This is a genomic window from Pseudomonas sp. GD03862 (genome assembly GCF_029840855.1).
GTDB classification, from domain to species: Bacteria; Pseudomonadota; Gammaproteobacteria; order Pseudomonadales; family Pseudomonadaceae; genus Aquipseudomonas; species Aquipseudomonas alloputida.
The window spans coordinates 121552-145597 of the sequence record NZ_JAOCDI010000003.1; the positions used below are offsets into that span (position 1 = coordinate 121552).

Sequence of the window (24046 nt, forward strand, 5' to 3'; positions counted from 1 at the left end):
ACCGCAGAGGACCTTTCCCGTGACCAACAACAACAAATACCGTGACGTTGAAATCCGTGCCCCACGTGGCAACAAGCTGACCGCCAAAAGCTGGCTGACCGAAGCGCCACTGCGCATGCTGATGAACAACCTCGATCCACAGGTCGCGGAAAACCCGAAAGAGCTGGTGGTATACGGCGGTATCGGCCGCGCCGCGCGCAACTGGGCGTGCTACGACAAGATCGTCGAAACCCTGACCCGCCTGGAAGACGACGAAACCCTGCTGGTGCAGTCGGGCAAGCCGGTCGGTGTATTCAAGACCCACAGCAACGCACCGCGCGTGCTGATTGCCAACTCCAACCTGGTGCCACACTGGGCCAACTGGGAACACTTCAACGAACTGGACGCCAAGGGCCTGGCCATGTACGGCCAGATGACCGCCGGCAGCTGGATCTACATCGGCAGCCAGGGCATCGTCCAGGGCACCTATGAAACCTTCGTCGAAGCCGGTCGCCAGCACTACGGCGGCAGCCTGAAAGGCAAGTGGGTACTCACCGCTGGCCTGGGCGGCATGGGCGGCGCCCAGCCACTGGCCGCGACCCTGGCCGGGGCTTGCTCGCTGAACATCGAATGCCAGCAGAGCCGTATCGACTTCCGCCTGGAAACCCGCTACGTCGACGAGCAGGCCACTGACCTCGACGACGCCCTCGCACGCATCGCCAAGTACACCGCCGAAGGCAAGGCCATCTCCATCGCCCTGCACGGCAACGCCGCCGAAATCCTCCCAGAGCTGGTCAAACGTGGCGTGCGCCCGGACATGGTCACCGACCAGACCAGCGCCCACGACCCACTGAACGGCTACCTGCCAGCCGGCTGGACCTGGGAACAGTACCGCGACCGTGCGCAGACCGAACCGGCTGCAGTGGTCAAAGCTGCCAAGCAGTCGATGGCCGTGCACGTGCAGGCCATGCTGGACTTCCAGAAGCAGGGCATCCCGACCTTCGATTACGGCAACAACATCCGCCAGATGGCCAAGGAAGAGGGCGTGGCCAATGCCTTCGACTTCCCAGGCTTCGTCCCGGCTTACATCCGCCCACTGTTCTGCCGCGGAGTCGGCCCGTTCCGCTGGGCGGCGCTGTCCGGTGAAGCCGAGGACATCTACAAGACCGACGCCAAGGTCAAGGAACTGATCCCCGACGACGCCCACCTGCACCGCTGGCTGGACATGGCCCGCGAGCGCATCAGCTTCCAGGGCCTGCCGGCACGTATCTGCTGGGTGGGGCTGGGCCTTCGCGCCAAGCTGGGCCTGGCTTTCAACGAAATGGTCCGCAGCGGCGAGCTGTCGGCTCCGGTGGTGATCGGCCGTGACCACCTCGACTCCGGCTCGGTATCCAGCCCGAACCGCGAAACCGAGGCCATGCGTGATGGTTCGGACGCTGTTTCCGACTGGCCGCTGCTCAACGCCCTGCTGAACACCGCAGGCGGCGCCACCTGGGTCTCGCTGCACCATGGCGGTGGCGTGGGCATGGGCTTCTCGCAGCACTCGGGCATGGTCATCGTCTGCGACGGTACCGATGAGGCCGCCGAGCGCATCGCCCGGGTACTGACCAACGACCCAGGGACTGGCGTCATGCGTCACGCCGATGCCGGTTATGAAATCGCCATCGACTGCGCCAAGGAGCAGGGCCTGGACCTGCCGATGATCACCGGCTGATCACCACGCTTTGGATCGCACCCTGCAAGGGGTGATACTGAACAACAAGAAGGAGCGCGCAGGCACCCACAAGCGGGCCTGCGGCTCCACGCGATTTGGAGTAGTAACGTGACCGAACTCACCCTCAAGCCTGGCACCCTGACCCTGGCCCAGCTGCGCGCGATCCATGCCGCGCCCGTGCGCCTGCAACTGGATGCCAGCGCCGCACCGGCCATCGACGCCAGCGTCGCCTGTGTCGAGCAGATCATTGCCGAAGACCGTACTGCCTACGGCATCAACACCGGTTTCGGCCTGCTGGCCTCGACCCGCATCGCCAGCCATGACCTGGAGAACCTGCAGCGTTCGCTGGTGCTGTCCCACGCCGCCGGTATCGGCGCGCCGCTGGATGACGACCTGGTGCGGTTGATCATGGTGCTGAAGATCAACAGCCTCAGCCGTGGCTTCTCCGGCATCCGCCGCAAAGTCATCGACGCGCTGATTGCCCTGGTCAACGCCGAAGTCTACCCGCACATCCCGCTGAAAGGCTCGGTAGGCGCATCCGGTGACCTTGCCCCGCTAGCGCATATGTCGCTGGTGCTGCTGGGCGAAGGCAAGGCCCGCTACAAGGGCCAGTGGCTGCCGGCCACCGAAGCCTTGGCGATTGCCGGCCTCGAACCGCTGACCCTGGCCGCCAAAGAGGGCCTGGCCCTGCTCAACGGTACCCAGGCCTCCACCGCCTATGCCTTGCGTGGCCTGTTCCAGGCCGAAGACCTGTATGCCGCGGCCATCGCCTGCGGCGGCCTGAGCGTCGAAGCTGCGCTGGGCTCGCGCTCGCCGTTCGATGCGCGTGTCCACGAAGTGCGTGGCCAACGCGGCCAGATCGACACCGCGGCCTGCTTCCGCGACCTGCTGGGCGACTCCAGCGAAGTGTCGCTGTCGCACAAGAACTGCGACAAGGTCCAGGACCCGTACTCGCTGCGCTGCCAGCCGCAGGTCATGGGTGCCTGCCTGACCCAGCTGCGCCAGGCCGCCGAGGTGCTGGGCATCGAAGCCAACGCCGTGTCGGACAACCCGCTGGTGTTCGCTGCCGAAGGTGATGTGATCTCCGGCGGCAACTTCCACGCCGAACCGGTGGCCATGGCGGCTGACAACCTGGCCCTGGCCATCGCTGAAATCGGCTCGCTCAGCGAGCGCCGCATCTCGCTGATGATGGACAAGCACATGTCCCAGCTGCCGCCGTTCCTGGTGGAAAACGGTGGGGTCAACTCCGGCTTCATGATCGCCCAGGTCACCGCTGCCGCCCTGGCCAGCGAAAACAAGGCTTTGTCGCACCCACACAGCGTCGACAGCCTGCCAACTTCGGCCAACCAGGAAGACCACGTGTCGATGGCCCCGGCCGCCGGCAAGCGCCTGTGGGAAATGGCCGAAAACACCCGTGGCGTGCTGGCCATCGAATGGCTGGGCGCGTGCCAGGGCCTGGACCTGCGCAAAGGCCTGAAGACTTCGGCCAAGCTGGAGCAAGCGCGCCAGGCGCTGCGCAGCGAGGTGCCGCACTACGACCGTGACCGTTTCTTCGCGCCGGATATTGAAAAGGCCGTGGACCTGTTGGCCAAGGGTAGTCTGACCGGCTTGCTGCCGGCGGGTGTACTGCCAAGCCTGTAACGCCCCTGGGGCCGCTGGGCGGCCCTTCGCGGGCGCGCCCGCTCCCACAGAAGTAGGTGCAAAACACCATCCCCTGTGGGAGCGGGCGTGCCCGCGAAGGGGCTGCGCAGCAGCCCCCTGAATCTCACGACCACAAAAACAATTCAAGGACGTGACATGCAACAAGCTCAAGGTCTCAAGCGCGGGCTAAGTGCCCGCCACATCCGTTTCATGGCCCTCGGCTCCGCCATCGGCACCGGCCTGTTCTACGGCTCTGCCTCGGCCATCCAGATGGCAGGCCCGGCCGTGCTGCTGGCCTACCTGATCGGCGGCGCTGCAGTGTTCATGGTCATGCGCGCCCTTGGCGAAATGGCCGTGCACAACCCGGTGGCCGGCTCCTTCGGCCACTACGCCACCACCTACCTCGGCCCAATGGCCGGTTTCATCCTTGGCTGGACCTACGCTTTCGAGATGGTCATCGTCGCCATCGCCGACGTCACCGCGTTCGGTATCTACATGGGTTTCTGGTTCCCGGAGGTAGCCCGCTGGATCTGGGTGTTGGGCATCGTTTTCCTGATCGGCGGCCTCAACCTGTGCAACGTCAAGGTATTCGGCGAAATGGAATTCTGGCTGTCGCTGCTCAAGGTCGGCGCCATCGTGGCGATGATCCTGGCCGGCCTCGGCATCATGGCCTTCGGTTTCAGCCAGGTGGGTACCGGGCATGCCGTGGGCATGAGCAACCTGTTCGACCATGGCGGCTTCATGCCTAACGGCGTGGGTGGCTTGATCGCGTCGTTTGCCGTGGTGATGTTCGCCTTCGGCGGTATCGAGATCATCGGCGTCACTGCCGGCGAGGCAAAAGACCCGCAGCGCGTCATTCCCAAAGCGATCAACGCGGTGCCACTGCGGATCCTGCTGTTCTACGTGCTCACCCTGTTCGTGCTGATGTGCCTGTACCCATGGCCGCAGATCGGTAGCCAGGGCAGCCCGTTCGTGCAGATCTTCAGCAACCTGGGCATTGGCTCTGCCGCTGCCGTGCTGAACGTCGTGGTGATTTCCGCTGCCATCTCCGCCATCAACAGCGACATCTTTGGCGCTGGCCGCATGATGTATGGCTTGGCCCAGCAAGGCCACGCCCCGCGCGGTTTCAGCAAGTTGTCGAAACATGGCGTACCGTGGATGACCGTCGTGGTGATGGGGGCTGCGCTGCTGATCGGCGTATTGCTCAACTACCTGATCCCGGAAAATGTGTTCCTGCTGATTGCCTCGATCGCCACCTTCGCCACGGTGTGGGTGTGGCTGATGATCCTGCTCACCCAGGTAGCCATGCGCCGCAGCATGAGCCGCGAGCAAGTGGCCCAGCTCAAGTTCCCGGTACCGTTCTGGCCATACGGCCCGGCCATGGCCATTGCGTTCATGGTGTTCATCTTTGGCGTGCTCGGTTACTTCCCGGACACCCAGGCGGCATTGATCGTCGGCGTGATCTGGGTGGTATTCCTGGTGGCGTCCTACCTGCTGTGGTGCAAGCCGCGCGCAGGGCAGGGCCAGCCGGTAGCGGAGCCGGCCGAGCTGCACCGCTAGCAAAGGAGATTGTGCATGAGAACCCTCTGGCAGCATTGCCATGTTGCAACCATGGCCGATGGCCGCTACTCGGCCATCGAGGATGCGGCGATCGTCACCAGCGCTGGGCTGATCGAGTGGATAGGCCCGCGCGCCGAGCTGGCGCCCGTCGAAGCTGACCGCACGGTTGACCTGGGTGGTGCCTGGGTCACCCCCGGGCTGATCGACTGCCACACCCATGCGGTGTTCGGTGGCAACCGCAGCGGCGAGTTCGAGCAGCGCCTGCAGGGCGTGAGCTATGCCGAAATCGCCGCGCAGGGCGGTGGTATCGCGAGTACCGTGCGGGCTACCCGGGCAGCCAGCGAAGACGAACTGTTCGCCAGTGCTCGCCAGCGTGTTCAGGCACTGATGCGCGATGGCGTGACCACCCTTGAGGTCAAGTCCGGCTACGGCCTGGACCTGGCCAATGAGCGCAAGATGCTGCGAGTGGTCCGCCGCCTGGCTGACGAGCTGCCGCTGACGGTGCGTGCCACGTGCCTGGCGGCGCACGCTTTGCCCCCGGAGTACGCGGGTCGGGCCGACGACTACATCGCGCACATCTGTGACGAGATGTTGCCTGCCCTGGCCAGCGAAGGCCTGGTGGATGCCGTGGATGCCTTCTGCGAACACCTCGCGTTCTCGCCGGCCCAGGTCGAGCGGCTGTTCATCAAGGCGCGCGAACTGGGCCTGCCGGTCAAGCTGCATGCCGAACAGCTGTCATCGTTGCACGGCTCAAGCCTGGCCGCGCGTTACCAGGCACTGTCGGCTGACCACCTGGAGTTCATGACAGAGGAAGACGCCGTGGCCATGGCAAACGCCGGCACGGTCGCCGTGCTGTTGCCGGGTGCTTTCTACTTCCTGCGTGAAACCCAGCTGCCGCCAATGGATGCATTGCGCCGCCACGGGGTAAAGATTGCCCTGGCCAGCGACCTCAACCCCGGCACCTCACCAGGGTTGTCGCTGCGGTTGATGCTGAACATGGGCTGCACCTGCTTCCGCATGACGCCGGAAGAAGCCCTGGCCGGCGTTACGGTCCACGCTGCCACGGCGCTGGGCCTGGGTGACAGCCACGGCTCGCTGCAAGTGGGCAAGGTGGCCGACTTCGTTGCCTGGCAAATCGAACGCCCCGCCGACCTGGCCTACTGGCTGGGTGGCGACCTGCCCAAGCGCGTAGTGCGCATGGGCCACGAAATCTCCAACTGAGCGAGGCACGATGGACAAGGTATTGAGTTTTCACCAAGGTCGCCTGCCGCTGCTGATCAGCATGCCGCACGCTGGCTTGCGTCTGACCGACGCCGTGCGCGACGGCCTGGTCGACCAGGCGCAAAGCTTGCCGGACACCGACTGGCACATCCCGCAGTTGTACGACTTTGCCCGTGACATGGGCGCCAGCGTGGTGGCCGCAGAGTACTCACGCTTCGTCATCGACCTGAACCGCCCGGACGACGACAAGCCGCTGTACGTCGGCGCCACCACGGGCTTGTACCCGGCGACCTTGTTCGGCGGCGAACCCCTCTTCAAAGACGGGCTGGCGCCGTCTGGCGAAGAGCGCAAACGCTACCTGGAGCAGATCTGGCGCCCTTATCACGCGACCATTCGTCGTGAACTGGACCGCTTGCGTGAGCAGTTTGGCTATGCGCTGCTGTGGGATGCCCATTCGATCCGTTCGCTGATCCCGCACCTGTTCGACGGCAAGTTACCGGACTTCAACCTGGGTACTTTCAACGGCGCCAGTTGCGATCCGGCACTGGCTGAGCGGCTGCAGGGTGTGTGCGCCAAGGTGCAAGGTTACAGCCACGTGCTTAATGGTCGGTTCAAAGGCGGTCACATCACCCGGCATTATGGCGACCCGGCCAACCATATCCATGCTGTGCAGCTGGAGCTGGCGCAAAGCACCTATATGGAGGAAGTCGAGCCTTTTGCCTACCGGGAAGACTTGGCGCAACCGACGCAAGCGGTATTGAGGCAGCTACTGCAAGCGCTGCTGGCCTGGGGCGACGAGCGTTACAAGCGTTGAGTGGAGGCGGCGACGCTATCGGCGTCGCCAGGCACCGTGGGAGGCAGTTGCCGGAATTCTGCGCAAGGGTCAATTCGCGCCGTTCGAACGCGTCAGCAAGGACGGTGCTGAAAGCGCAATTCAGGTTTATGATGGCCCACGGCCGAATAATCCTCACACGGAGTGCGCAATGCAGACCCTCTACCCGCAGATCAAACCCTACGCCAGGCACGATCTGGCCGTGGAAGCGCCGCATGTGCTTTATGTCGACGAAAGCGGCTCGCCGGAAGGTCTGCCCGTGGTGTTCATCCACGGAGGCCCCGGTGCTGGCTGCGACGCCCAGAGCCGCTGCTACTTTGATCCCAACCTGTACCGCATCATCACCTTCGACCAGCGCGGCTGTGGTCGCTCCACGCCCCATGCGAGCCTGGAGAACAACACCACCTGGCACCTGGTCGAAGACCTGGAGCGCATTCGCGAACACCTTGGCATAGACAAGTGGGTGCTGTTTGGTGGCTCTTGGGGCTCGACCCTGGCCCTGGCCTACGCTCAGGCTCACCCAGAACGCGTGCACGGCCTGATCCTGCGCGGCATCTTCCTGTGCCGGCCGCAGGAAATCGAGTGGTTCTACCAGGAAGGCGCCAGCCGCCTGTTCCCCGACTACTGGCAGGACTACATCGCACCGATTCCACCGGAGGAACGCGGCGACCTGGTCAGGGCCTTCCACAAGCGTCTGACCGGTAACGACCAGATCGCCCAGATGCACGCCGCCAAGGCGTGGTCCACCTGGGAAGGCCGTACCGCCACCCTGCGCCCCAACCCGCTGGTGGTCGACCGCTTTTCCGAACCGCAGCGGGCGCTGTCGATCGCCCGCATCGAATGCCACTACTTCATGAACAACGCCTTCCTCGAACCGGACCAGCTGATCCGCGATCTGCCCAAAATCGCCCACCTGCCGGCGGTGATCGTGCATGGTCGCTACGATGTGATCTGCCCCTTGGACAACGCCTGGGCGTTGCACCAGGCCTGGCCGAACAGTGAGTTGAAAGTGATCCGTGACGCCGGTCACGCGGCTTCCGAGCCTGGCATCACCGATGCCTTGGTGCGTGCCGCCGACCAGATGGCCCGGCGCCTGCTCGACCTGCCCCTGGAAGAAGCATGAGGGGCCTGCTGCAGCGCGTGCGCGGTGCGCGGGTTGAAGTGGCGGGGGAGGTGGTCGGCGCCATCGACCAAGGGTTGCTGGTGCTGGTCGCGGTCGAGCCTGAAGATTCCCGTGAACAGGCCGATAAGCTGTTGCACAAGCTGCTGAACTACCGGGTCTTCAGTGACGAGCAGGGCAAGATGAACCTGTCGCTCAAGGATGTCGGGGGTGGCCTGCTACTGGTGTCACAGTTCACCTTGGCGGCCGACACCCGCAATGGCATGCGTCCAAGCTTCTCGACCGCAGCGCCACCGGCCCTAGGCGCCGAGTTGTTCGACTATCTTTTGCAACAGGCAAAAGCTCAGTACGCCGACGTGGCCAGCGGCCGTTTTGGTGCGGATATGCAGGTGCACCTGGTCAATGATGGCCCCGTAACATTTATGTTACAAATATGAGGTCAAAAAACCCTTTGTTCACAGGAAAACAAGGGGTTTTGTACGATAAATAGTTGCTCCAGCCTGATGCGTTGTCACGCAACCTGCTGGATAATCGCGCGCTGCATGGACCTGCGTTCGTAGGTCCGTTTCACTCTGACTCGAGCATTGTCTGGATCCGTTTGGGGAATCATTACGCCCTCTCGGGGTCCGAACAGTGCTCGCCAACCCGGCATTTGTCGCTGGCCGTTGGTTTCATGATCTGTTTTCGGCGAGGGTTGCTCGTGATTGTTAGTCCCCAAAAAGCATCAAGAATCCCCAGCGTCGGGCTACGCAAGGCGCTGATGGCCAGTGTGGCTCTGGTCGGCCTGATGAGCGCGGGCCAGCTGTGGGCATTCAATCTTGACGATGTTGCTGCCAAGGCAAAGGATCTGGCCGGCCAGAAGTACGACGCGCCAAAAAGCAACCTGCCGGCCGTATTCCGCGACATGAAGTTCGCGGACTACCAGAAAATCCGTTTCCTGCAGGAAAAGGCCGAGTGGGCCAAGGACAAGACCCCGTTCAAGCTGTCGTTCTATCATCAGGGCATGCACTTCGACACCCCGGTGAAAATCAACGAGGTCACCGCCACCAAGGTCCGGGAAATCAAGTACGACCCGGACCGCTTCGAGTTCGGTGACGTGCCGCACGACCCGGAAACCACGAAAAACCTCGGTTATGCCGGTTTCCGCGTGCTGTACCCGATCAACAAGGCCGACAAGCAGGACGAGATCATGACCCTGCTTGGCGCCAGCTATTTCCGCGTGGTCGGCAAGGGCCACGTGTACGGCCTGTCTGCCCGTGGCCTGGCCATCGACACCGCCCTGCCGTCGGGCGAAGAATTCCCGCGCTTCACCGAGTTCTGGGTTGAAAAACCCAAGCCAGCCGACAAGCACCTGGTGATCTACGCGCTGCTGGATTCGCCGCGCTCCACCGGCGCCTACAAGCTGACCCTGCGTCCAGGCAACGACACCGTGGTCGACGTGCAGTCCCGCGTGTTCCTGCGTGACCATGTCAGCCGCCTGGGCATTGCGCCGCTGACCAGCATGTACCTGTTCGGCCCCAACCAGCCGTCCAAGGTGCTCAACTACCGCCCGGCCCTGCACGACTCCGAAGGCCTGTCGATCCATGCCGGCAACGGCGAGTGGCTGTGGCGCCCGCTGAACAACCCGAAACACCTGGCCGTGAGTAACTTCAGTGTCGAGAACCCGCGTGGTTTCGGCCTGATGCAGCGTCAGCGCGCCTTCAGCGACTACGAAGACCTCGACGACAACTACCAGAAGCGCCCAAGCGCCTGGATCGAGCCGAAGGGTGACTGGGGCAAGGGTAGCGTCGACCTGGTCGAAATCCCGACCGCCGACGAGACCAACGACAATATCGTGGCCTTCTGGAGCCCGGAGAAACTGCCGGAGCCAGGTAAACCGTTCGAGTACGCCTACCGCCTGCACTGGACCATCGACGAGCCGAAGTTCCAGGCCCCTGATCTGGGCTGGGTCAAGCAGACCCTGCGTTCCACCGGTGACGTCAAGCAGTCCAACCTGATCCGCCAGCCAGATGGCAGCGTGGCATTCCTGGTCGACTTCGCCGGCCCGGCGCTTGCCGCCCTGCCGGAAGACACCGCCGTGCGCAGCCAGATCAGCGTGGGCGACAACGCCGAGGTGGTCGAGAACAATCTGCGCTATAACCCTGAGACCAAGGGCTGGCGCCTGACTCTGCGCCTGAAGGTCAAGGAAGCCAACAAGTCGACCGAAATGCGCGCCGCACTGGTGCGTGATGTACCGGTCGAGCCTGCCAAGCCTGCCCAGGACGCCAAGCAGGACAAGGCCGCAGCCAAGCATGCCAAGGCCGAGAAAGCCGTCAAGGCTGAGCAATCTGCCAAGGCCGAACAACCTGCCGCCGATGCGGCGCCCACCAACGGGGCCCCGGCCACCACCGAGCAGGTGCTGACCGAGACCTGGAGCTATCAGTTGCCTGCCGATGAGTAACTCAAGCGCAAGGCCGGAATCGCTTGGCGAGTACCTGGCCCACCTACCACTGAGCGACGAGCAGCGGGCTGAGCTTGCCAGCTGCACCTCGTTCAGTGAGCTACACCAACGCTTGGCGGCCAACCCGGCCGCCAGCTCTGCCGAGGCCGTGCAGGCCTCGGTGGGCCCGCGCCTGACCGTGGGCAGTGCCGCCGAGCTGGAAGAAGCCGAAATGCTCGGCGTCGACGGCAGCGGCCGCCTGTGCCTGAAGATCGCCCCGCCGATCAAGCGCACCAAGGTCGTGCCCGAGCCATGGCGCACCAATGTGCTGATCCGCATGTGGCGACGCATGACCGGCCGCCCCAACGCCCCGCAGCCGCCCAAGCGCGAGCTGCCGCCAGCCCGCTGGCGCACGGTCGGCTCTATCCGCCGTTACATTCTGCTGGCGCTGATGATCGGCCAGACCATCGTCGCTGGCTGGTACATGAAAGGCATCCTGCCGTACCAGGGCTGGTCGTTCGTGGACTTTGACGAAATCGTCAACCAGCCGCTGTGGGACACGGTGGTGCAGGTGTGGCCGTATGCCCTGCAAACTTCCATCCTGATCCTCTTCGGCATCCTGTTCTGCTGGGTGTCGGCGGGCTTCTGGACCGCGCTGATGGGCTTCCTCGAGCTGCTCACCGGGCGCGACAAATACAAAATTTCCGGTAGCAGCGCAGGCAACGAGCCGATCGCGCCCGAGGCGCGTACCGCGCTGGTGATGCCGATCTGCAACGAAGACGTGCCGCGGGTGTTCGCCGGCCTGCGCGCAACGTTCGAGTCGGTGGCCGCCAGCGGTAACCTCGACCGTTTCGACTTCTTTGTGCTCAGCGACACCAACGACACCGACATTGCCGTGGCCGAGCAACAGGCCTGGCTGGATGTGTGCCGCGAAACCAAAGGCTTTGGCCGCATCTTCTACCGCCGCCGTCGGCGCCGTGTGAAGCGCAAGAGCGGCAACCTCGACGACTTCTGCCGTCGCTGGGGTGGCGAGTACAAGTACATGGTCGTGCTCGACGCCGACAGCGTCATGAGCGGCGAGTGCCTGAGCAGCCTGGTGCGCCTGATGGAGGCCAACCCGGACGCCGGCATCATCCAGACCGGGCCGAAAGCCTCGGGCATGGACACCCTGTATGCACGCATGCAGCAGTTCGCTACCCGCGTGTACGGCCCACTGTTCACTGCCGGTCTGCACTTCTGGCAGTTGGGTGAGTCGCACTACTGGGGCCACAACGCGATCATCCGCATGAAGCCGTTCATCGAGCACTGCGCCCTGGCGCCGTTGCCGGGCAAGGGCGCGTTCGCCGGTGCCATCCTTTCCCACGACTTCGTCGAAGCTGCGCTGATGCGCCGTGCCGGCTGGGGTGTGTGGATTGCCTACGACTTGCCGGGCAGCTACGAAGAACTGCCGCCAAACCTGCTCGACGAGCTCAAGCGCGACCGCCGCTGGTGCCACGGCAACCTGATGAACTTCCGCCTGTTCCTGGTCAAGGGCATGCACCCGGTTCACCGTGCGGTGTTCCTTACCGGGGTGATGTCTTACCTGTCGGCGCCGCTGTGGTTCCTGTTCCTGGTGCTGTCGACCGCGCTGCTGGCGACCAACACGCTGATGGAGCCGCAGTATTTCATCGAGCCTTACCAGCTTTACCCGCTGTGGCCGCAGTGGCACCCGGAGAAGGCTGTGGCGCTGTTCTCCACCACCATTGTGCTGCTGTTCCTGCCCAAGCTGCTCAGCGTCATCCTGATCTGGGCCAAGGGCGCCGTCGAGTTCGGTGGGCGAGCCAAGGTCACCTTGTCGATGCTGATGGAGATGCTGTTCTCCATGTTGCTGGCACCGGTACGCATGATCTTCCACACCCGCTTCGTGCTGGCCGCGTTCCTCGGCTGGGCTGCGACCTGGAACTCGCCGCAGCGTGACGACGACTCCACGCCGTGGGGCGAAGCGGTGCGCCGGCATGGCCCGCAGACGCTGCTGGGCGTTGCCTGGGCCGCACTGGTGGCGTGGTTGAACCCGAGCTTCCTGTGGTGGCTGGCGCCTATCGTCGGTTCGCTGGTGTTGTCGATCCCGGTATCGGTGATTTCCAGCCGCACCCGCCTGGGCCTGGCGGCCAAGGACGAGAAGCTGTTCCTAATCCCAGAGGAATACGCCACCCCACAAGAGCTGCTGGCTACCGACCAGTACACCCACGAAAACCGCTGGCATGCCCTGCATGATGGCTTCGTGCGGGCCGTGGTCGACCCGCGGCAGAATGCCCTGGCCTGTGCCATGGCCACTGCCCGCCATGGCCAGGCGGCACCGATCGAAGCGTTGCGTGCCGAGCGCGTTGCCAAGGCGATTGAAGTCGGGCCGAAAGGCCTGGACCTCAATACTCGCCTGGCCCTGCTCAGCGACCCGGTGGCACTGAGCCGCCTGCACGAGCAGGTGTGGGCCGAGCACAATGCGGCATGGATCGATGTGTGGCGTGCGTCGATCAACAATGACCCGCATTCGCCGCTGTTGCCGTTGCACCCGGAAAACGCAGACCAACCGAGCCTCGTCGGCGCCTGATCGGGCCTGTTCGCGGCGGTTCGGCGCCCCGATGAACCCGCTCCTACGGGGCGCCTGGCCGGGGCTCTTCGCGGGTGAACCCGCTCCTACGGGGCGCTGGATCGGGGCTCTTCGCGGGTGAACCCGCTCCTACGGGGCGCTGGATCGGGGCTCTTCGCGGGTGAACCCGCTCCTACAGGGCGCCTGATCGGGCCTGTTCGCGGGTGAACCCGCTCCTACGGGGCGCTGGATCGGGGCTCTTCGCGGGTGAACCCGCTCCTACGGGGCGCCTGGCCGGGGCTCTTCGCGGGTGAACCCGCTCCTACGGGGCGCCTGATCTGGCCTCTTCGCGGGTGAACCCGCTCCTACCAGGGATACACATGCCCTTGTAGGAGCGGGTTCACCCGCGAAGCTTTTTGGCCTAGCCCCCTCATTTTGGCCAACAAAGTCCCCCCGCGGCTCTAGGTCCACGGGCCGCCATGCGTTAGCATCCCTCTCCGATACGACGCTTCGGCCAGTACGGCCGTGCCAACACAATAAGATTCGCTACTTTTCTTGCTAGGGGACTTGGTGATGATCAAGAAATACCTTTCGCGACTGCTGGTCGGTGTGACCGCCCTGGTCGCCGTGACCGCGGCCCAGGCGGGCGCCATCGATGACGCGGTCAAGCGTGGCACCCTGCGGGTGGGCATGGACCCGACTTACATGCCGTTCCAGATGACCAACAAGCGTGGCGAGATCATCGGCTTCGAAGTCGATATCCTCAAGGCCATGGCCAAGTCCATGGGCGTGAAGTTCGAGGCCGTGTCCACCGCCTATGACGGCATCATCCCGGCGCTGCTGACCGACAAGTTCGACATGATCGGCAGCGGCATGACCCTGACCCAGGAGCGTAACCTGCGTCTGAACTTCAGCGAACCCTTCATCGTGGTTGGCCAGACCCTGCTGATCCGCAAGGAGCTGGCTGGCGAGATCAAGTCGTACAAGGACCTGAACAACGAGAAGTACCGCCTGACCTCCAAGCTTGGCACCACCGGCGAAATGGTCTCCAAGAAGCTGATCAGCAAAGCCAAGTACCACGGCTACGACAACGAACAGGAAGCCGTCATGGACGTGGTCAACGGCAAGGCTGACGCCTTTGTCTATGACGCGCCGTACAACGTGGTGGCGGTGGATAAAGCCGGTGCCGGCAAGCTGCTGTTCCTCGACGAGCCCTTCACCTACGAGCCGCTGGCCTTCGGCCTGAAGAAAGGCGACTACGACAGCATCAACTTCATCAACAACTTCCTGCACCAGATCAAGCACGACGGGACCTACGATCGTATTCACGACAAGTGGTTCAAGAACAAGGACTGGCTGAAGGAAATGGAATAAGGCTCAGGCCACAAGCCCGGCTTTATGACCCCGACGCGCAGGCAAACCCTGCGCGTTCGCATTTACGGAAGTACCCCACGTGATCAAACACAAGAAAGCCCAGTGGCCTTGGCATGGGTTGACCGCCCTGGTCCTGGTAGGCCTGGCGCTCAGCCTTTACATGGCCACCTCGATGATTTCCTACGAGTGGCGCTGGAACCGCGTACCGCAGTACTTCGCCTACAAGGCCGAGGAAACGCAACGCGCTGCCGGCTACGGCACTGTGCAGGAAATCGTCATTTCCGGTGACAACGCCCGCGTCACGCTGAAGGACGAAAGTGGTGCCGAGCAAGTGCTCGATGTGGACAAGGACAGCCTGCAACTGAGCCGCGGCGACGATGTTGCCGAGGGCGACCAGATCGGGGTAACCCGCCATTGGGCCGCTGGCCCGCTGGCATGGGGCCTGTGGACCACCTTGTGGATCTCGGTGGTGTCCGGGGCGCTGGGCCTGGTGATCGGCCTGTTCGCCGGATTGTGCCGGTTGTCGAACAACCCGACCCTGCGCGACCTGTCGACCGTCTATGTCGAACTGGTGCGCGGCACGCCGCTGCTGGTGCAAATCTTCATCTTCTACTTCTTCATCGGCACCGTGCTCAACCTGTCCCGCGAGTTTGCCGGGGTAGCGGCGCTGGCATTGTTCACTGGTGCTTACGTGGCCGAGATCGTCCGTGCTGGCGTGCAGTCGATCGCCAAGGGCCAGAACGAGGCTGCCCGGTCGCTGGGCCTGAACGCTGGCCAGTCGATGCGCCATGTGATCTTGCCGCAGGCCTTCAAGCGCGTGCTTCCGCCCCTGGCCGGCCAGTTCATCAGCCTGGTCAAGGACACCTCGCTGGTGTCGGTGATCGCCATCACCGAACTGACCAAGAGTGGCCGTGAGGCTATCACCACCTCGTTCTCTACTTTCGAGATCTGGTTCTGCGTGGCAGGCCTGTACCTGCTGATCAACCTGCCGCTGTCGCACATCGCCAGCCGGCTCGAGCGGAGGCTTGCGCAAAGTGATTGAAGTCCGAGACCTGCTGAAAGTCTTCGACACCCGTGGCCAGGTGGTAAGGGCTGTGGATAACGTCACCACTCAGGTCGCCAAGGGCGAAGTGGTGGTCGTGCTCGGCCCGTCGGGGTCGGGCAAGTCGACGTTCCTGCGCTGCCTCAACGGCCTGGAGCATTTCGACCAAGGCCATGTGGCCATCGACGGCCTGCAACTGGCCGACCCCAAGACCGACATCAATGCCTACCGCCGCGAAGTCGGCATGGTGTTCCAGCACTTCAACCTGTTTCCGCACATGACTGTGCTGGAAAACCTGTGCCTGGCGCAGAAGGTGGTGCGCAAGCGCAACAAGGCTGACCGCGAAGCCAAGGCCCGGGCGTTGCTGGAGAAGGTGGGTATTTCGCAGAAGGCCAACGAGTACCCGTCGCGCTTGTCTGGCGGCCAGCAACAACGGGTGGCGATTGCCCGGGCCCTGGCGATGGACCCGAAGGTGATGCTGTTCGACGAGCCGACCTCGGCGCTTGACCCGGAAATGGTCGGCGAAGTGCTGGACGTGATGAAGACCCTGGCCCAGGAAGGCATGACCATGGTTTGCGTCACCCACGAAATGGGCTTTGCCCGCGAAGTGGCGGACCGGGTGCTGTTCTTCGACCATGGCAAGCTGCTGGAAGATTCCGCGCCAGGCGCGTTCTTCGATTCGCCGAAGGACCCGCGCGCGCAGGCGTTCCTGCGCCAGGTATTGTGAAACTTGGTGGGCGGTAGAGCGTAGCCAACCCCCGAAACTCGCTTTCTGCGGGTTGGCTATTTCACTCATCCGTTGATTTGGAATACAGCTGGCAAATGAATAATTGCGTGGCTTAAGTGATTTTTCTAATTGCTTTTGAAGCTACATGAGGATATTTATTCGTTAGGTAATTTAGACGGCTGCGCGCTGCCTGAATTGCTATTTTGTTCTGTTCAGCTCGCCACTTTGCTGCCTCAACTTTCGACGGTGTTTGCTCTAGTTGGAGGCGCTTTGTAGTCAACTGGTCATGCTTGGCTGCAAGCTTCCTCAATCCGGACGCTTTATTGGCGTAACCTGCGTATAAGTAATTTCCCTTTACGCCGTGCTTGCTATTTTCGTATATGACTGTTCCATCCATTTTGCTCATGTCGTCCATGAGCGCTAACATTTCCTCATTTATTTCTTGGAGTCTGGTATCAGTCGTTTGAATATCTTGCTGTATCTGAGCGTGTTTTCTTTCTTCGTTTCCGACGTTAAACTCTAAATTTTCAGTGCTGTCTATGTGATGTTTCAAATTTTTTGAAGCTTTGACTAGAGACTTTCCAGCTTTCCAATCCTTGTAGCGCGCTATAAGTCCACGGGCATTTCCTGAAGGATCATTATAATTAATCGGGTCTCCCGCAGTATAAGCATATGCATTAAGATTTCCGGCCAAGAATATGCTGGCACGATCGGCAGAAATAAATCGCCTCAGACGGGGGCTGTATCCACGTTCTCCGCGGCCTAACAAGTACACGCCGAAATATTCCAGATACTCTCCGTTGAAGCCTAGTGTTACAGGTAAAGGCCCAGTGCCGTAATTTCCATAAGCACAGTATGTCACGCTGTTGATGGCAGAACTCTGGGTCGAAACCAACACGGACTTTGCTCTGTCCAAAGCAATCAGGTTGGTCTCGGTAAAGAGTGACCCCCCTAGCTGGCACAGCGGAGTGCCGGCCGCGTTCATCACTCTTATTGAACTACCGGGCACTCCAATAGATGCGAGCCGATCATGCTCATAAAAGCGTAACTGACGATTAGCCATCAGAAGATTCCCTGTTGAATCATGACCTCAAGGATGCGGGCAGCAAGGTAGCCCCGACAACTGGCAAAAATGCCAGGTTGGTGCGCTCCGGTAATTCTTTATGCCCAAGCCTGGGTTGAACGGTCGAGGGGCCGCAAAGCAGCCCCGCTAACCTCAGATGCTGAACCGCCCAACCATCCCCCGCAATTGCTGCCCCAACTGCTCCAACTCCCCGCTCGAGGCTGCCGTCTGCTCACTGGCCGCACTGGTCTGATCCGAAACATCCCGCACATTGATCACACTTCGGTTGATCTGCTCGGCCACCACGCTCTGTTCCTCACTGGCGGTGGCGATCTGCTGGTTCATGCCCTGAATACTCGACACCGTGTCGGTGATCTGGCTCAATGCGTGCCCGGCCCTGCGGCTCAGCTCCACGCTCTGTTCGGTCAGGCTCTTGCTACTGTCCAGCAAGCGGGTCACTTCGTCGGTACCGTTGTGCAGGCTGTCGATCAGTTGGCCGATCTCCTCGGTCGCCGTCGACGTGCGCTGGGCCAGGCCACGCACCTCATCGGCCACCACGGCAAAGCCGCGCCCGGCTTCACCGGCCCGTGCCGCTTCGATCGCTGCGTTCAGCGCCAGCAGGTTGGTCTGTTCGGACACCGACTTGATCACATCGAGGATGCTGCCAATCCGTTGGCTCTCGCCTGCCAGGTGCTGCATGGCCGCCAGGCAATGGTCCATCTGCCCGGCCAGTTGTTCGATACGGCCGATGGCTTCGGAGACTACCTGGTCACCCACCTGCGCCTGCTGGTCAGCGTTGGTCGCGGCCAGGGAGGCTTGCTCGGCGTTCTGTGCCACTTCCTGTACGGTGGCGCTCATCTGGTTCATGGCAGTCGCCACCTGGTCGGTTTCCTCGCGCTGCTGATTGATGCGCAGCTTGGTGTCTTCGCTACTGGCCGCCAACTGCGTGGCGGCCTGTGACAGCTGGCCGACACCCTGATCAATGCCGCCGATCAGCTCGCGCAGGCTCAAGGTCATCTCGCGCATGCTGGTTTGCAGCTGGCCCATTTCGTCGCGACGTTGCACGGTGTCGACCTGGCTCAGGTCCCCTTTGGCTATGCGGGCGGCCACAGCCAGCGTCTGGCGCAACGGCTGGGTGATCTGCAAGGTGATCAGCCAAGCCGCCAGAGCCCCTACCACCATTGCCAGTAGCGCCACACTGGTCAGCAGCGACCGGGCGGCCAGGGCCTCACTGTCGCGTTGTTCGACCTTGCGTTTGCCCAGTTCGAGGCTCACTGTTCGCAGCTCATTGCCCATGTTTTCCATGTTGTTCTGCAACTGCTCGACACGTACGGCGGCGCGGCGATACTGATCCAGGCTGGTGCGGTACTTGCTCAGCTCGACACCCGGTTGCTCACTGATGGCGCGTGGCAAGCCCAACGGCGCAAGGCCTTCAAGCAGTTGCGCAAGGCTACTGTCGGCGGCGTCGAGGGCGTTATCACCGACTTTGGCAAAATCCTCGACCGGGACGAAGGTGTAGGCTGGAACCAGGCTTTGCTGGTTGGCACCTTCGACATGCCGGCTGAGGGTGTCCATCAGGCCCAGCACACCACTTTGCTGACTGTCGTCAGGCATTTTCAGCAAGGCCTGGGTCTGCAGTTGGTCAATCGCCTCGCTGAGTGCATGCTCCTGCGACTGCAGGGCTTCGCGCAGGGCTACACGGCTGGCGACGCTGCGCTGCAGTTCGCTGAAGTTGTCGCGCAGGCTCTGCAACAATGCCATTTTTTCTGTCAGCAACTGCCGTGACTCATCGACGTTGCTGCGTTGCTGCAGGGTGGTCAGCATGCTGTTGAGCTGGTCGAGGATATTGCTGATGCGCGCTCTGCTGGCATCGTCGTTGAGCACGCGGTAGGTGATGCGTTCCGCGCGCAGGTCTTTTGTCAGGTCATTGATCAGGCCTATTTCGCTGAGTTGCTGTGAGCGCACGATGGCACCATCCAGGGCACGCCAGCCGCTGATGGTGGTGGCCAGGGTGAGCAGCAGGACCACGGCAAAGCCGAGGGCCAGCTTGGCGGCGACACTGATGTTGCCGAGCTTGCGGTTGAGGGAGCCAAGCATGGGGAATCTCCGAGCGAGTGAGAGAAAGGATGCAGGCGCATGGCTGGCATCACATCTCTGCCCATCGGCAGCGGAGCTGTAGGACTTGACCTGATAATCAAGTAGGAAAATTCGCCGCGAACAGTAGGATATATTTCGTCCTGTGCCGGTCTCTTCGCGGCGGCAATGGTGAACGGCGGGGGGAGATTGGCCAGCAGGCCCGTCCTCTTCGCGGGTAAACCCGCTCCTACGACGGCCTGTGCATGTGTGTAGGAGCGGGTTTACCCGCGAATACGGTGGCGGCGGCAACGGTGAACGGCGGGTGGAGATTGGCCAGCAAGGCCGGCCCATTCGCGGGTGAACCCGCTCCTACGAAGGCCTGTGCATTTGTGTGTAGGAGCGGGTTTACCCGCGAATACGGTGGCGGCGGCAACGGTGAACGGCGGGTGGAGATTGGCCAGCCGGCTTGGCCCATTAGCGGGTTTACCCGCGAAGAGGCCCGACCGGGCGACCGCTAGTTCAGATCACAGCCTGAACCGCCCAACCAACCCTTGCAAATGGGTACCCAACCGCGCCAGTTCCACGCTGGAGCTGGCCGTCTCCTCACTGGCTGCCGAGGTCTGGTCGGAAATATCACGCACATTCATCACGCTGCGGTTGATTTCTTCGGCCACCGCCGTCTGCTCCTCGGCCGCCGTGGCAATCTGCTGGTTCATCGCCTGGATCGACGACACCGTGCGGGTGATGGTTTCCAGCGAGCTGCCGGCGCGGCGGGTCAGCTCGACGCTGCTGTCGGTCAGTTGGCGGCTGTTGTCCATCACGCTGGCCACCCGTTGGGTGCCGCTTTGCAGGCCGGCAATCAACTCTTCGATCTCTTCGGTCGACTGCTGTGTGCGCTGGGCCAAGCTGCGCACTTCGTCGGCAACCACGGCAAAGCCACGCCCGGCCTCACCGGCGCGGGCGGCTTCGATTGCCGCGTTGAGGGCCAGCAGGTTGGTTTGCTGGGCCACCGATTTGATTACGTCGAGTACGCTGCCGATCTTGTCGCTCTCGGTCTTGAGCAGGTTCATCGCTTCGCTGGAGTTGACCACTTCGCTGGCCAGGCGCTCGATCTGTGCCACCGCCTCGCCCACCACGCGATCACCCTCGCGGGCCTGCTGGTCGGCCATCAAGGCGGCTTCCGAAGCCTGTTCGGCATTGCGTGCCACTTCGTGCACGGTGGCAGTCATCTGGTTCATCGCAGTCGCCACCTGGTCGGTTTCGACCTTCTGGTTGTTGACCCCGGCGCTGGTCTGTTCTGTCACCGCCGACAGCTCCTCGGCAGCGCTGGCGATCTGCGTGACGCCGTCGCCAATGCCGCCGATCAGTTCACGCAAACCTTGGGTCATGCGATGCATGCTGGCCTGCAATTGGCCCAGTTCGTCGCGGCGTTGCACCTGCAGGCTCTGGGTCAGGTCTCCGCTGGCCACACGCTCTGCGGCGCGCAGTGTTTGGCGCAGCGGGATGATGATTTGCCGGGTAATGGCCCAGGCGGCCAGCAGGCCAAGGGCCAGTGCCAGCACGGTGGCAACCGTGAGCAGTGTTTTGGCCTGCGCGGCAGCGGCATCGCGCACCTCGGTTTGCGAAGCGGTCATCATCTGGCTGGTCTGCAGCAGTACCGTGCCTTGTTCAACCATGCGTTGCAGCGCTTGCTCGCTGGCGAGCTGGGCATTGCCGAACTGGGTCACCGCATCGCGGTAGCCGCCCATGGCTGTGGCGGCATCATCCAGGCTGGCAGCATGTTCGGCTGGCACTTTGGCCGGCAGGGCGCGCAGTTCGGCCAAGGCCTGGTCGATGGCCTTCAGTGCCGTTTGCTGGTAATCGGCATTGCCGCTGTAGGTGTAGCCACGCACCTGGAAACGCGCTTGTTGCAGCAGGGCGCTGACGTCCACCGCGTGCTGGTACTGATTGATGTCAGCGCCTTGCAGCAGGCTACGCTGTACGCGGCCTATCAGATCCACGGCCTTATCGGCGCTGCTACCCAGTACATCACGGCTGGCTTCGCGGCGTTGGTCGGCCTGCTTCAGCTCGTTGAATGCCTGCTGGTAGATGCGCACTGCCTCGCGTTGCTGTTCGAGGCGTTGGCGATCGGCGGGTTGTTCGATCTGGCCAAGCATCAGCTGCACCTGGCGGTCGAGGTTGCTCAGGGCTTTTTCCAGTTCTGCCAGCGAAGCGTCGTCGCGGCGGCGATCGTACTGCTGGCGGGCGATGCGCAATTCCTGGGTGTATTGCTGGATGACCGAGATGTTTCCCAGTTTGTCGCCACGGTCGATGATGCTGTCCATGCCGTGCCAGCCGGTCAGGGTAATCGCCAAGGTCAACAGCAGCACCAGGCCGAAACCCAGCCCCAGTTTGCGGTTGACGCTCACATTGCCCAGCGATTGGGCTAACCATTGATACATGTTCGACTCCCCGGCGGCTTGGCAGCACAAATAATTGTATTGTTGCCAAGGCCATCGGCCCGGGAGGGGGAAACTTGATGGGCGAAGAAGGGGTGTTTGTGTCAGAAAATACGCGAAAGCAGCGCGGTGACGGCGGTCTCCACCCGCAAGATGCGATCACCCAGCTGTACCGGCGCCAGGCCTGCCTTGCCCAGCAGGTCGACCTCGTAGGGGATCCAGCCACCCTCAGGGCCGATGGCCAGGGTAACGGCTTGTTCTACGGCGCGCGGACAGGCTGGGTAAGGGCCGGGGTGGCCGACCAGGCCTAGGGTGCCGGCAGCGATGGTGGGCAGGCGGTCTTCGACAAAAGGCTTGAAGCGCTTTTCGATGATCACCTCGGGCAGCACGGTGTCACGCGCCTGTTCCAGGCCCAGGATCAGGTTCTCGCGAATGGTGTCGGGCTGAAGAAAGGGCGTTTGCCAGAAGCTTTTCTCGACCTTGTAGCTGTTCAGCAGGATCAGCCGCGGCACGCCCAGCGTGGCCACGGTCTGGAACAGCCGTCGCAGCATTTTGGGCCGAGGCACCGCCAGCACCAGGGTCAGCGGCAGCTTCGCCGGTGGCTGCTGGTCGAAGGCCACTTCAAGTTCGGCTTCGTGCTTTTCCAGGCGCAGCACCGTGGCCTTGCCCATCAGGCCGTTGATACGGCCCACGCGCAGGTTGTCGCCCACTGCCACGCGGTGGATTTCCTGCATATGGGTGAAGCGCCGATCAGCAAGAACGACGCGGTTGGCCGAGACGAAGTCGGCCTCTTCAAGAAGCAACAGGTTCACGGTTGGGTCGCTGGTGGCTGGTCGTTATGGTCGTCGGCGGTTTCGTCGTGGGCGCTGCGCTTGCGGATCAGGCTGCCGCACAGCACGCCGATCTCGAACAGCAGCCACATGGGCACGGCCAGCAGGGTCTGGGAGAAGATGTCCGGTGGGGTGAGGACCATGCCGACCACGAAGCAGCCGATGATCACATACGGGCGGACTTTCTTCAGATACTTCACGTCGACCACGCCGATCCACACCAGCAGCACCACCGCCACCGGGATTTCGAAGGCCACGCCAAAGGCGAAGAACAGCGTCATCACGAAGTCGAGGTAGCTTGCGATGTCGGTCATCATCGCTACGCCTGCCGGGGTGGCAGCGGCGAAGAACTTGAACATCAGCGGGAACACAAGGAAATAGGCAAAGGCCATGCCGGCGTAGAACAGCAGGATGCTCGATACGAGCAGCGGAATGGCAATGCGCTTCTCGTGACGGTACAGCCCGGGGGCGATAAAGCCCCAGATCTGCTGGAGGATGAACGGGATGGCCAGGAACAGCGCCACTATCATGGTCAGCTTGAACGGCGTGAGGAACGGCGAGGCCACATCGGTGGCGATCATCGTTGCATTGGCCGGCAAGTGCTCGCGCAGTGGCGCGGAAACCAGTGTGTAGATCTGCTGGGCGAAGGAGAACAGCCCGGCAAAGATCAGGAAAATGACGGCAACGCAGCGCAGCAGGCGGGTGCGCAGTTCGGTCAGGTGCGAAACCAGCGGCATTGGCTGGTCGTGTTCCGGATTCTCGCTCATGGGGCTCGCGGCGGTTGAGGCGGTTGAGGCGGTTCAGACGGTGCGGCCGGGGCAGCGGGTGCTTCGACCGGCTTGGCTTCGAGCCCGGCAGGTGGCTGCACGCTGGCCGTGGTGACCGGCGGCTGTGCGGGTGGCGTCATTGGGTTGAGGATACGCTTGGCTTCCTCTTCCATCTGCAGGATGTGCTCGTTATGCAGTTGGCGGCGGATGTCGTCGGCGCCTATTTCGCGCTCCACTTCCATCTTGATGCTGTTGAAGCTGCGCTTGAGCCGGCCGATCCACAGCCCTGCCGTGCGCGCGGCACCCGGCAGGCGCTCGGGGCCGAGCACCAGCAGGGCGACCAGGCCGACGAGCAGCAGCTCGCTGAAACTCATGCCGAACATGGGTCAGTCTTTCCGCTGCGGCTCTTGGACCGGGTGGGCCTGGCCTTCGATGGTGTGGCCTTGCTGCGGCTGCGCGGTGTTTTGCACCGGTGGCACAGGCTGCGCAGGCGGCGGAGTCTGCTCGGCCGGCTTGGTCTCTTCTTCGTTCATGGCCTTGCGGAAGCCCTTGATCGACTCGCCCAGGTCGCTGCCGAAGTTCTTCAGCTTCTTGGTGCCGAACACCAGGACCACGACGACCAGCAGGACGATCCAGTGTTTCCAGTCAAAGATACCCATTTCGTACTCCTGAAAATT

The 24046-nt window shown here is 62.7% G+C and carries 19 protein-coding genes; 12 read left to right on the forward strand and 7 right to left on the reverse strand.

Annotation, left to right across the window (positions count from 1 at the left end; all coding sequences use genetic code 11):
• Nucleotides 1–19: 19 nt before the first annotated feature.
• The 12 genes from hutU to N5D53_RS03450 all read left to right on the forward strand — a co-directional run bounded on the left by hutU (nucleotide 20) and on the right by N5D53_RS03450 (nucleotide 16195).
• On the forward strand, nucleotides 20–1693 hold the full coding sequence (gene hutU, locus N5D53_RS03395; protein WP_190869874.1) for a urocanate hydratase: 1674 nt from the start codon (nucleotides 20–22) through the stop codon (nucleotides 1691–1693).
• A 108-nt stretch (nucleotides 1694–1801) separates the two neighbouring features.
• A complete protein-coding gene (hutH, locus tag N5D53_RS03400) occupies nucleotides 1802–3334 on the forward strand; it encodes a histidine ammonia-lyase (RefSeq protein WP_010955589.1) in 1533 nt (510 codons plus the stop codon).
• Nucleotides 3335–3490: 156 nt separating this feature from the next.
• Nucleotides 3491–4894 (forward strand): amino acid permease, encoded by a 1404-nt coding sequence (locus tag N5D53_RS03405; protein WP_010955588.1) that lies wholly within the window; start codon nucleotides 3491–3493, stop codon nucleotides 4892–4894.
• A gap of 15 nt (nucleotides 4895–4909) precedes the next feature.
• Entirely contained in the window at nucleotides 4910–6115 is a 1206-nt protein-coding gene (hutI, locus tag N5D53_RS03410) for an imidazolonepropionase (protein ID WP_190869875.1), read from the forward strand.
• Nucleotides 6116–6125: 10 nt separating this feature from the next.
• On the forward strand, nucleotides 6126–6929 hold the full coding sequence (gene hutG, locus N5D53_RS03415; RefSeq protein ID WP_104962696.1) for an N-formylglutamate deformylase: 804 nt from the start codon (nucleotides 6126–6128) through the stop codon (nucleotides 6927–6929).
• Between the two features lie 169 nt (nucleotides 6930–7098).
• Nucleotides 7099–8070: a prolyl aminopeptidase gene (pip, locus tag N5D53_RS03420; RefSeq protein WP_003249260.1), complete on the forward strand. Its 972-nt coding sequence runs from the start codon at nucleotides 7099–7101 to the stop codon at nucleotides 8068–8070.
• Nucleotides 8067–8504, forward strand: a complete 438-nt coding sequence (dtd, locus tag N5D53_RS03425; RefSeq protein WP_003249262.1) for a D-aminoacyl-tRNA deacylase — start codon at nucleotides 8067–8069, stop codon at nucleotides 8502–8504. Before pip ends, dtd begins: the two co-directional genes overlap by 4 nt.
• Nucleotides 8505–8767: 263 nt before the next feature.
• Nucleotides 8768–10507, forward strand: coding sequence for a glucan biosynthesis protein G (locus N5D53_RS03430; protein WP_279839875.1), 1740 nt, complete (start codon nucleotides 8768–8770; stop codon nucleotides 10505–10507).
• On the forward strand, nucleotides 10500–13073 hold the full coding sequence (gene mdoH, locus N5D53_RS03435; RefSeq protein ID WP_190869876.1) for a glucans biosynthesis glucosyltransferase MdoH: 2574 nt from the start codon (nucleotides 10500–10502) through the stop codon (nucleotides 13071–13073). Before N5D53_RS03430 ends, mdoH begins: the two co-directional genes overlap by 8 nt.
• 555 nt (nucleotides 13074–13628) lie before the next feature.
• Nucleotides 13629–14426, forward strand: a complete 798-nt coding sequence (locus N5D53_RS03440) for a transporter substrate-binding domain-containing protein (protein WP_026031986.1) — start codon at nucleotides 13629–13631, stop codon at nucleotides 14424–14426.
• A 79-nt stretch (nucleotides 14427–14505) separates the two neighbouring features.
• Nucleotides 14506–15468 carry an amino acid ABC transporter permease gene (locus N5D53_RS03445; protein WP_010955582.1) on the forward strand — a complete coding sequence of 321 codons (963 nt, stop codon included), beginning with the start codon at nucleotides 14506–14508 and terminating at the stop codon, nucleotides 15466–15468.
• Complete coding sequence (locus N5D53_RS03450; protein ID WP_064491104.1) at nucleotides 15461–16195, forward strand: amino acid ABC transporter ATP-binding protein; 735 nt, start codon at nucleotides 15461–15463, stop codon at nucleotides 16193–16195. Before N5D53_RS03445 ends, N5D53_RS03450 begins: the two co-directional genes overlap by 8 nt.
• Before the next feature lie 112 nt (nucleotides 16196–16307).
• Here the strand turns inward: N5D53_RS03450 and N5D53_RS03455 are convergent, their stop codons facing one another.
• From N5D53_RS03455 to N5D53_RS03485, 7 genes are all read right to left on the reverse strand, one after another.
• The gene (locus N5D53_RS03455) at nucleotides 16308–17258 is read right to left on the reverse strand and encodes an RHS repeat-associated core domain-containing protein (protein ID WP_190869877.1); all 951 of its coding nucleotides are present in this window, start codon (nucleotides 17256–17258) and stop codon (nucleotides 16308–16310) included.
• 153 nt (nucleotides 17259–17411) lie between these two features.
• On the reverse strand, nucleotides 17412–19355 hold the full coding sequence (locus tag N5D53_RS03460) for a methyl-accepting chemotaxis protein (protein ID WP_104962924.1): 1944 nt from the start codon (nucleotides 19353–19355) through the stop codon (nucleotides 17412–17414).
• Nucleotides 19356–19858: 503 nt separating this feature from the next.
• Nucleotides 19859–21775: a methyl-accepting chemotaxis protein gene (locus tag N5D53_RS03465; RefSeq protein WP_104962692.1), complete on the reverse strand. Its 1917-nt coding sequence runs from the start codon at nucleotides 21773–21775 to the stop codon at nucleotides 19859–19861.
• Between the two features lie 101 nt (nucleotides 21776–21876).
• Complete coding sequence (locus tag N5D53_RS03470; RefSeq protein WP_020192065.1) at nucleotides 21877–22584, reverse strand: 16S rRNA (uracil(1498)-N(3))-methyltransferase; 708 nt, start codon at nucleotides 22582–22584, stop codon at nucleotides 21877–21879.
• Entirely contained in the window at nucleotides 22581–23369 is a 789-nt protein-coding gene (gene tatC, locus N5D53_RS03475) for a twin-arginine translocase subunit TatC (protein WP_104962691.1), read from the reverse strand. Before tatC ends, N5D53_RS03470 begins: the two co-directional genes overlap by 4 nt.
• Nucleotides 23366–23752 (reverse strand): Sec-independent protein translocase protein TatB, encoded by a 387-nt coding sequence (gene tatB, locus N5D53_RS03480; RefSeq protein WP_014592672.1) that lies wholly within the window; start codon nucleotides 23750–23752, stop codon nucleotides 23366–23368. Before tatB ends, tatC begins: the two co-directional genes overlap by 4 nt.
• Before the next feature lie 3 nt (nucleotides 23753–23755).
• Complete coding sequence (locus N5D53_RS03485; protein ID WP_010955575.1) at nucleotides 23756–24028, reverse strand: twin-arginine translocase TatA/TatE family subunit; 273 nt, start codon at nucleotides 24026–24028, stop codon at nucleotides 23756–23758.
• Nucleotides 24029–24046: the final 18 nt, after the last annotated feature.

Bases quoted from the DNA above. Each gene is read 5' to 3' on its own strand.
- N5D53_RS03405 (WP_010955588.1), top strand. From the start codon at position 3,491: ATGCAACAAGCTCAAGGTCTCAAGCGCGGGCTAAGTGCCCGCCACATC.
- hutI (WP_190869875.1), top strand. From the start codon at position 4,910: ATGAGAACCCTCTGGCAGCATTGCCATGTTGCAACCATGGCCGATGGC.
- hutG (WP_104962696.1), top strand. From the start codon at position 6,126: ATGGACAAGGTATTGAGTTTTCACCAAGGTCGCCTGCCGCTGCTGATC.
- pip (WP_003249260.1), top strand. From the start codon at position 7,099: ATGCAGACCCTCTACCCGCAGATCAAACCCTACGCCAGGCACGATCTG.
- dtd (WP_003249262.1), top strand. From the start codon at position 8,067: ATGAGGGGCCTGCTGCAGCGCGTGCGCGGTGCGCGGGTTGAAGTGGCG.
- mdoH (WP_190869876.1), top strand. From the start codon at position 10,500: ATGAGTAACTCAAGCGCAAGGCCGGAATCGCTTGGCGAGTACCTGGCC.
- N5D53_RS03455 (WP_190869877.1), bottom strand. From the start codon at position 17,258: ATGGCTAATCGTCAGTTACGCTTTTATGAGCATGATCGGCTCGCATCT.
- N5D53_RS03460 (WP_104962924.1), bottom strand. From the start codon at position 19,355: ATGCTTGGCTCCCTCAACCGCAAGCTCGGCAACATCAGTGTCGCCGCC.
- N5D53_RS03465 (WP_104962692.1), bottom strand. From the start codon at position 21,775: ATGTATCAATGGTTAGCCCAATCGCTGGGCAATGTGAGCGTCAACCGC.
- tatC (WP_104962691.1), bottom strand. From the start codon at position 23,369: ATGAGCGAGAATCCGGAACACGACCAGCCAATGCCGCTGGTTTCGCAC.
- tatB (WP_014592672.1), bottom strand. From the start codon at position 23,752: ATGTTCGGCATGAGTTTCAGCGAGCTGCTGCTCGTCGGCCTGGTCGCC.
- N5D53_RS03485 (WP_010955575.1), bottom strand. From the start codon at position 24,028: ATGGGTATCTTTGACTGGAAACACTGGATCGTCCTGCTGGTCGTCGTG.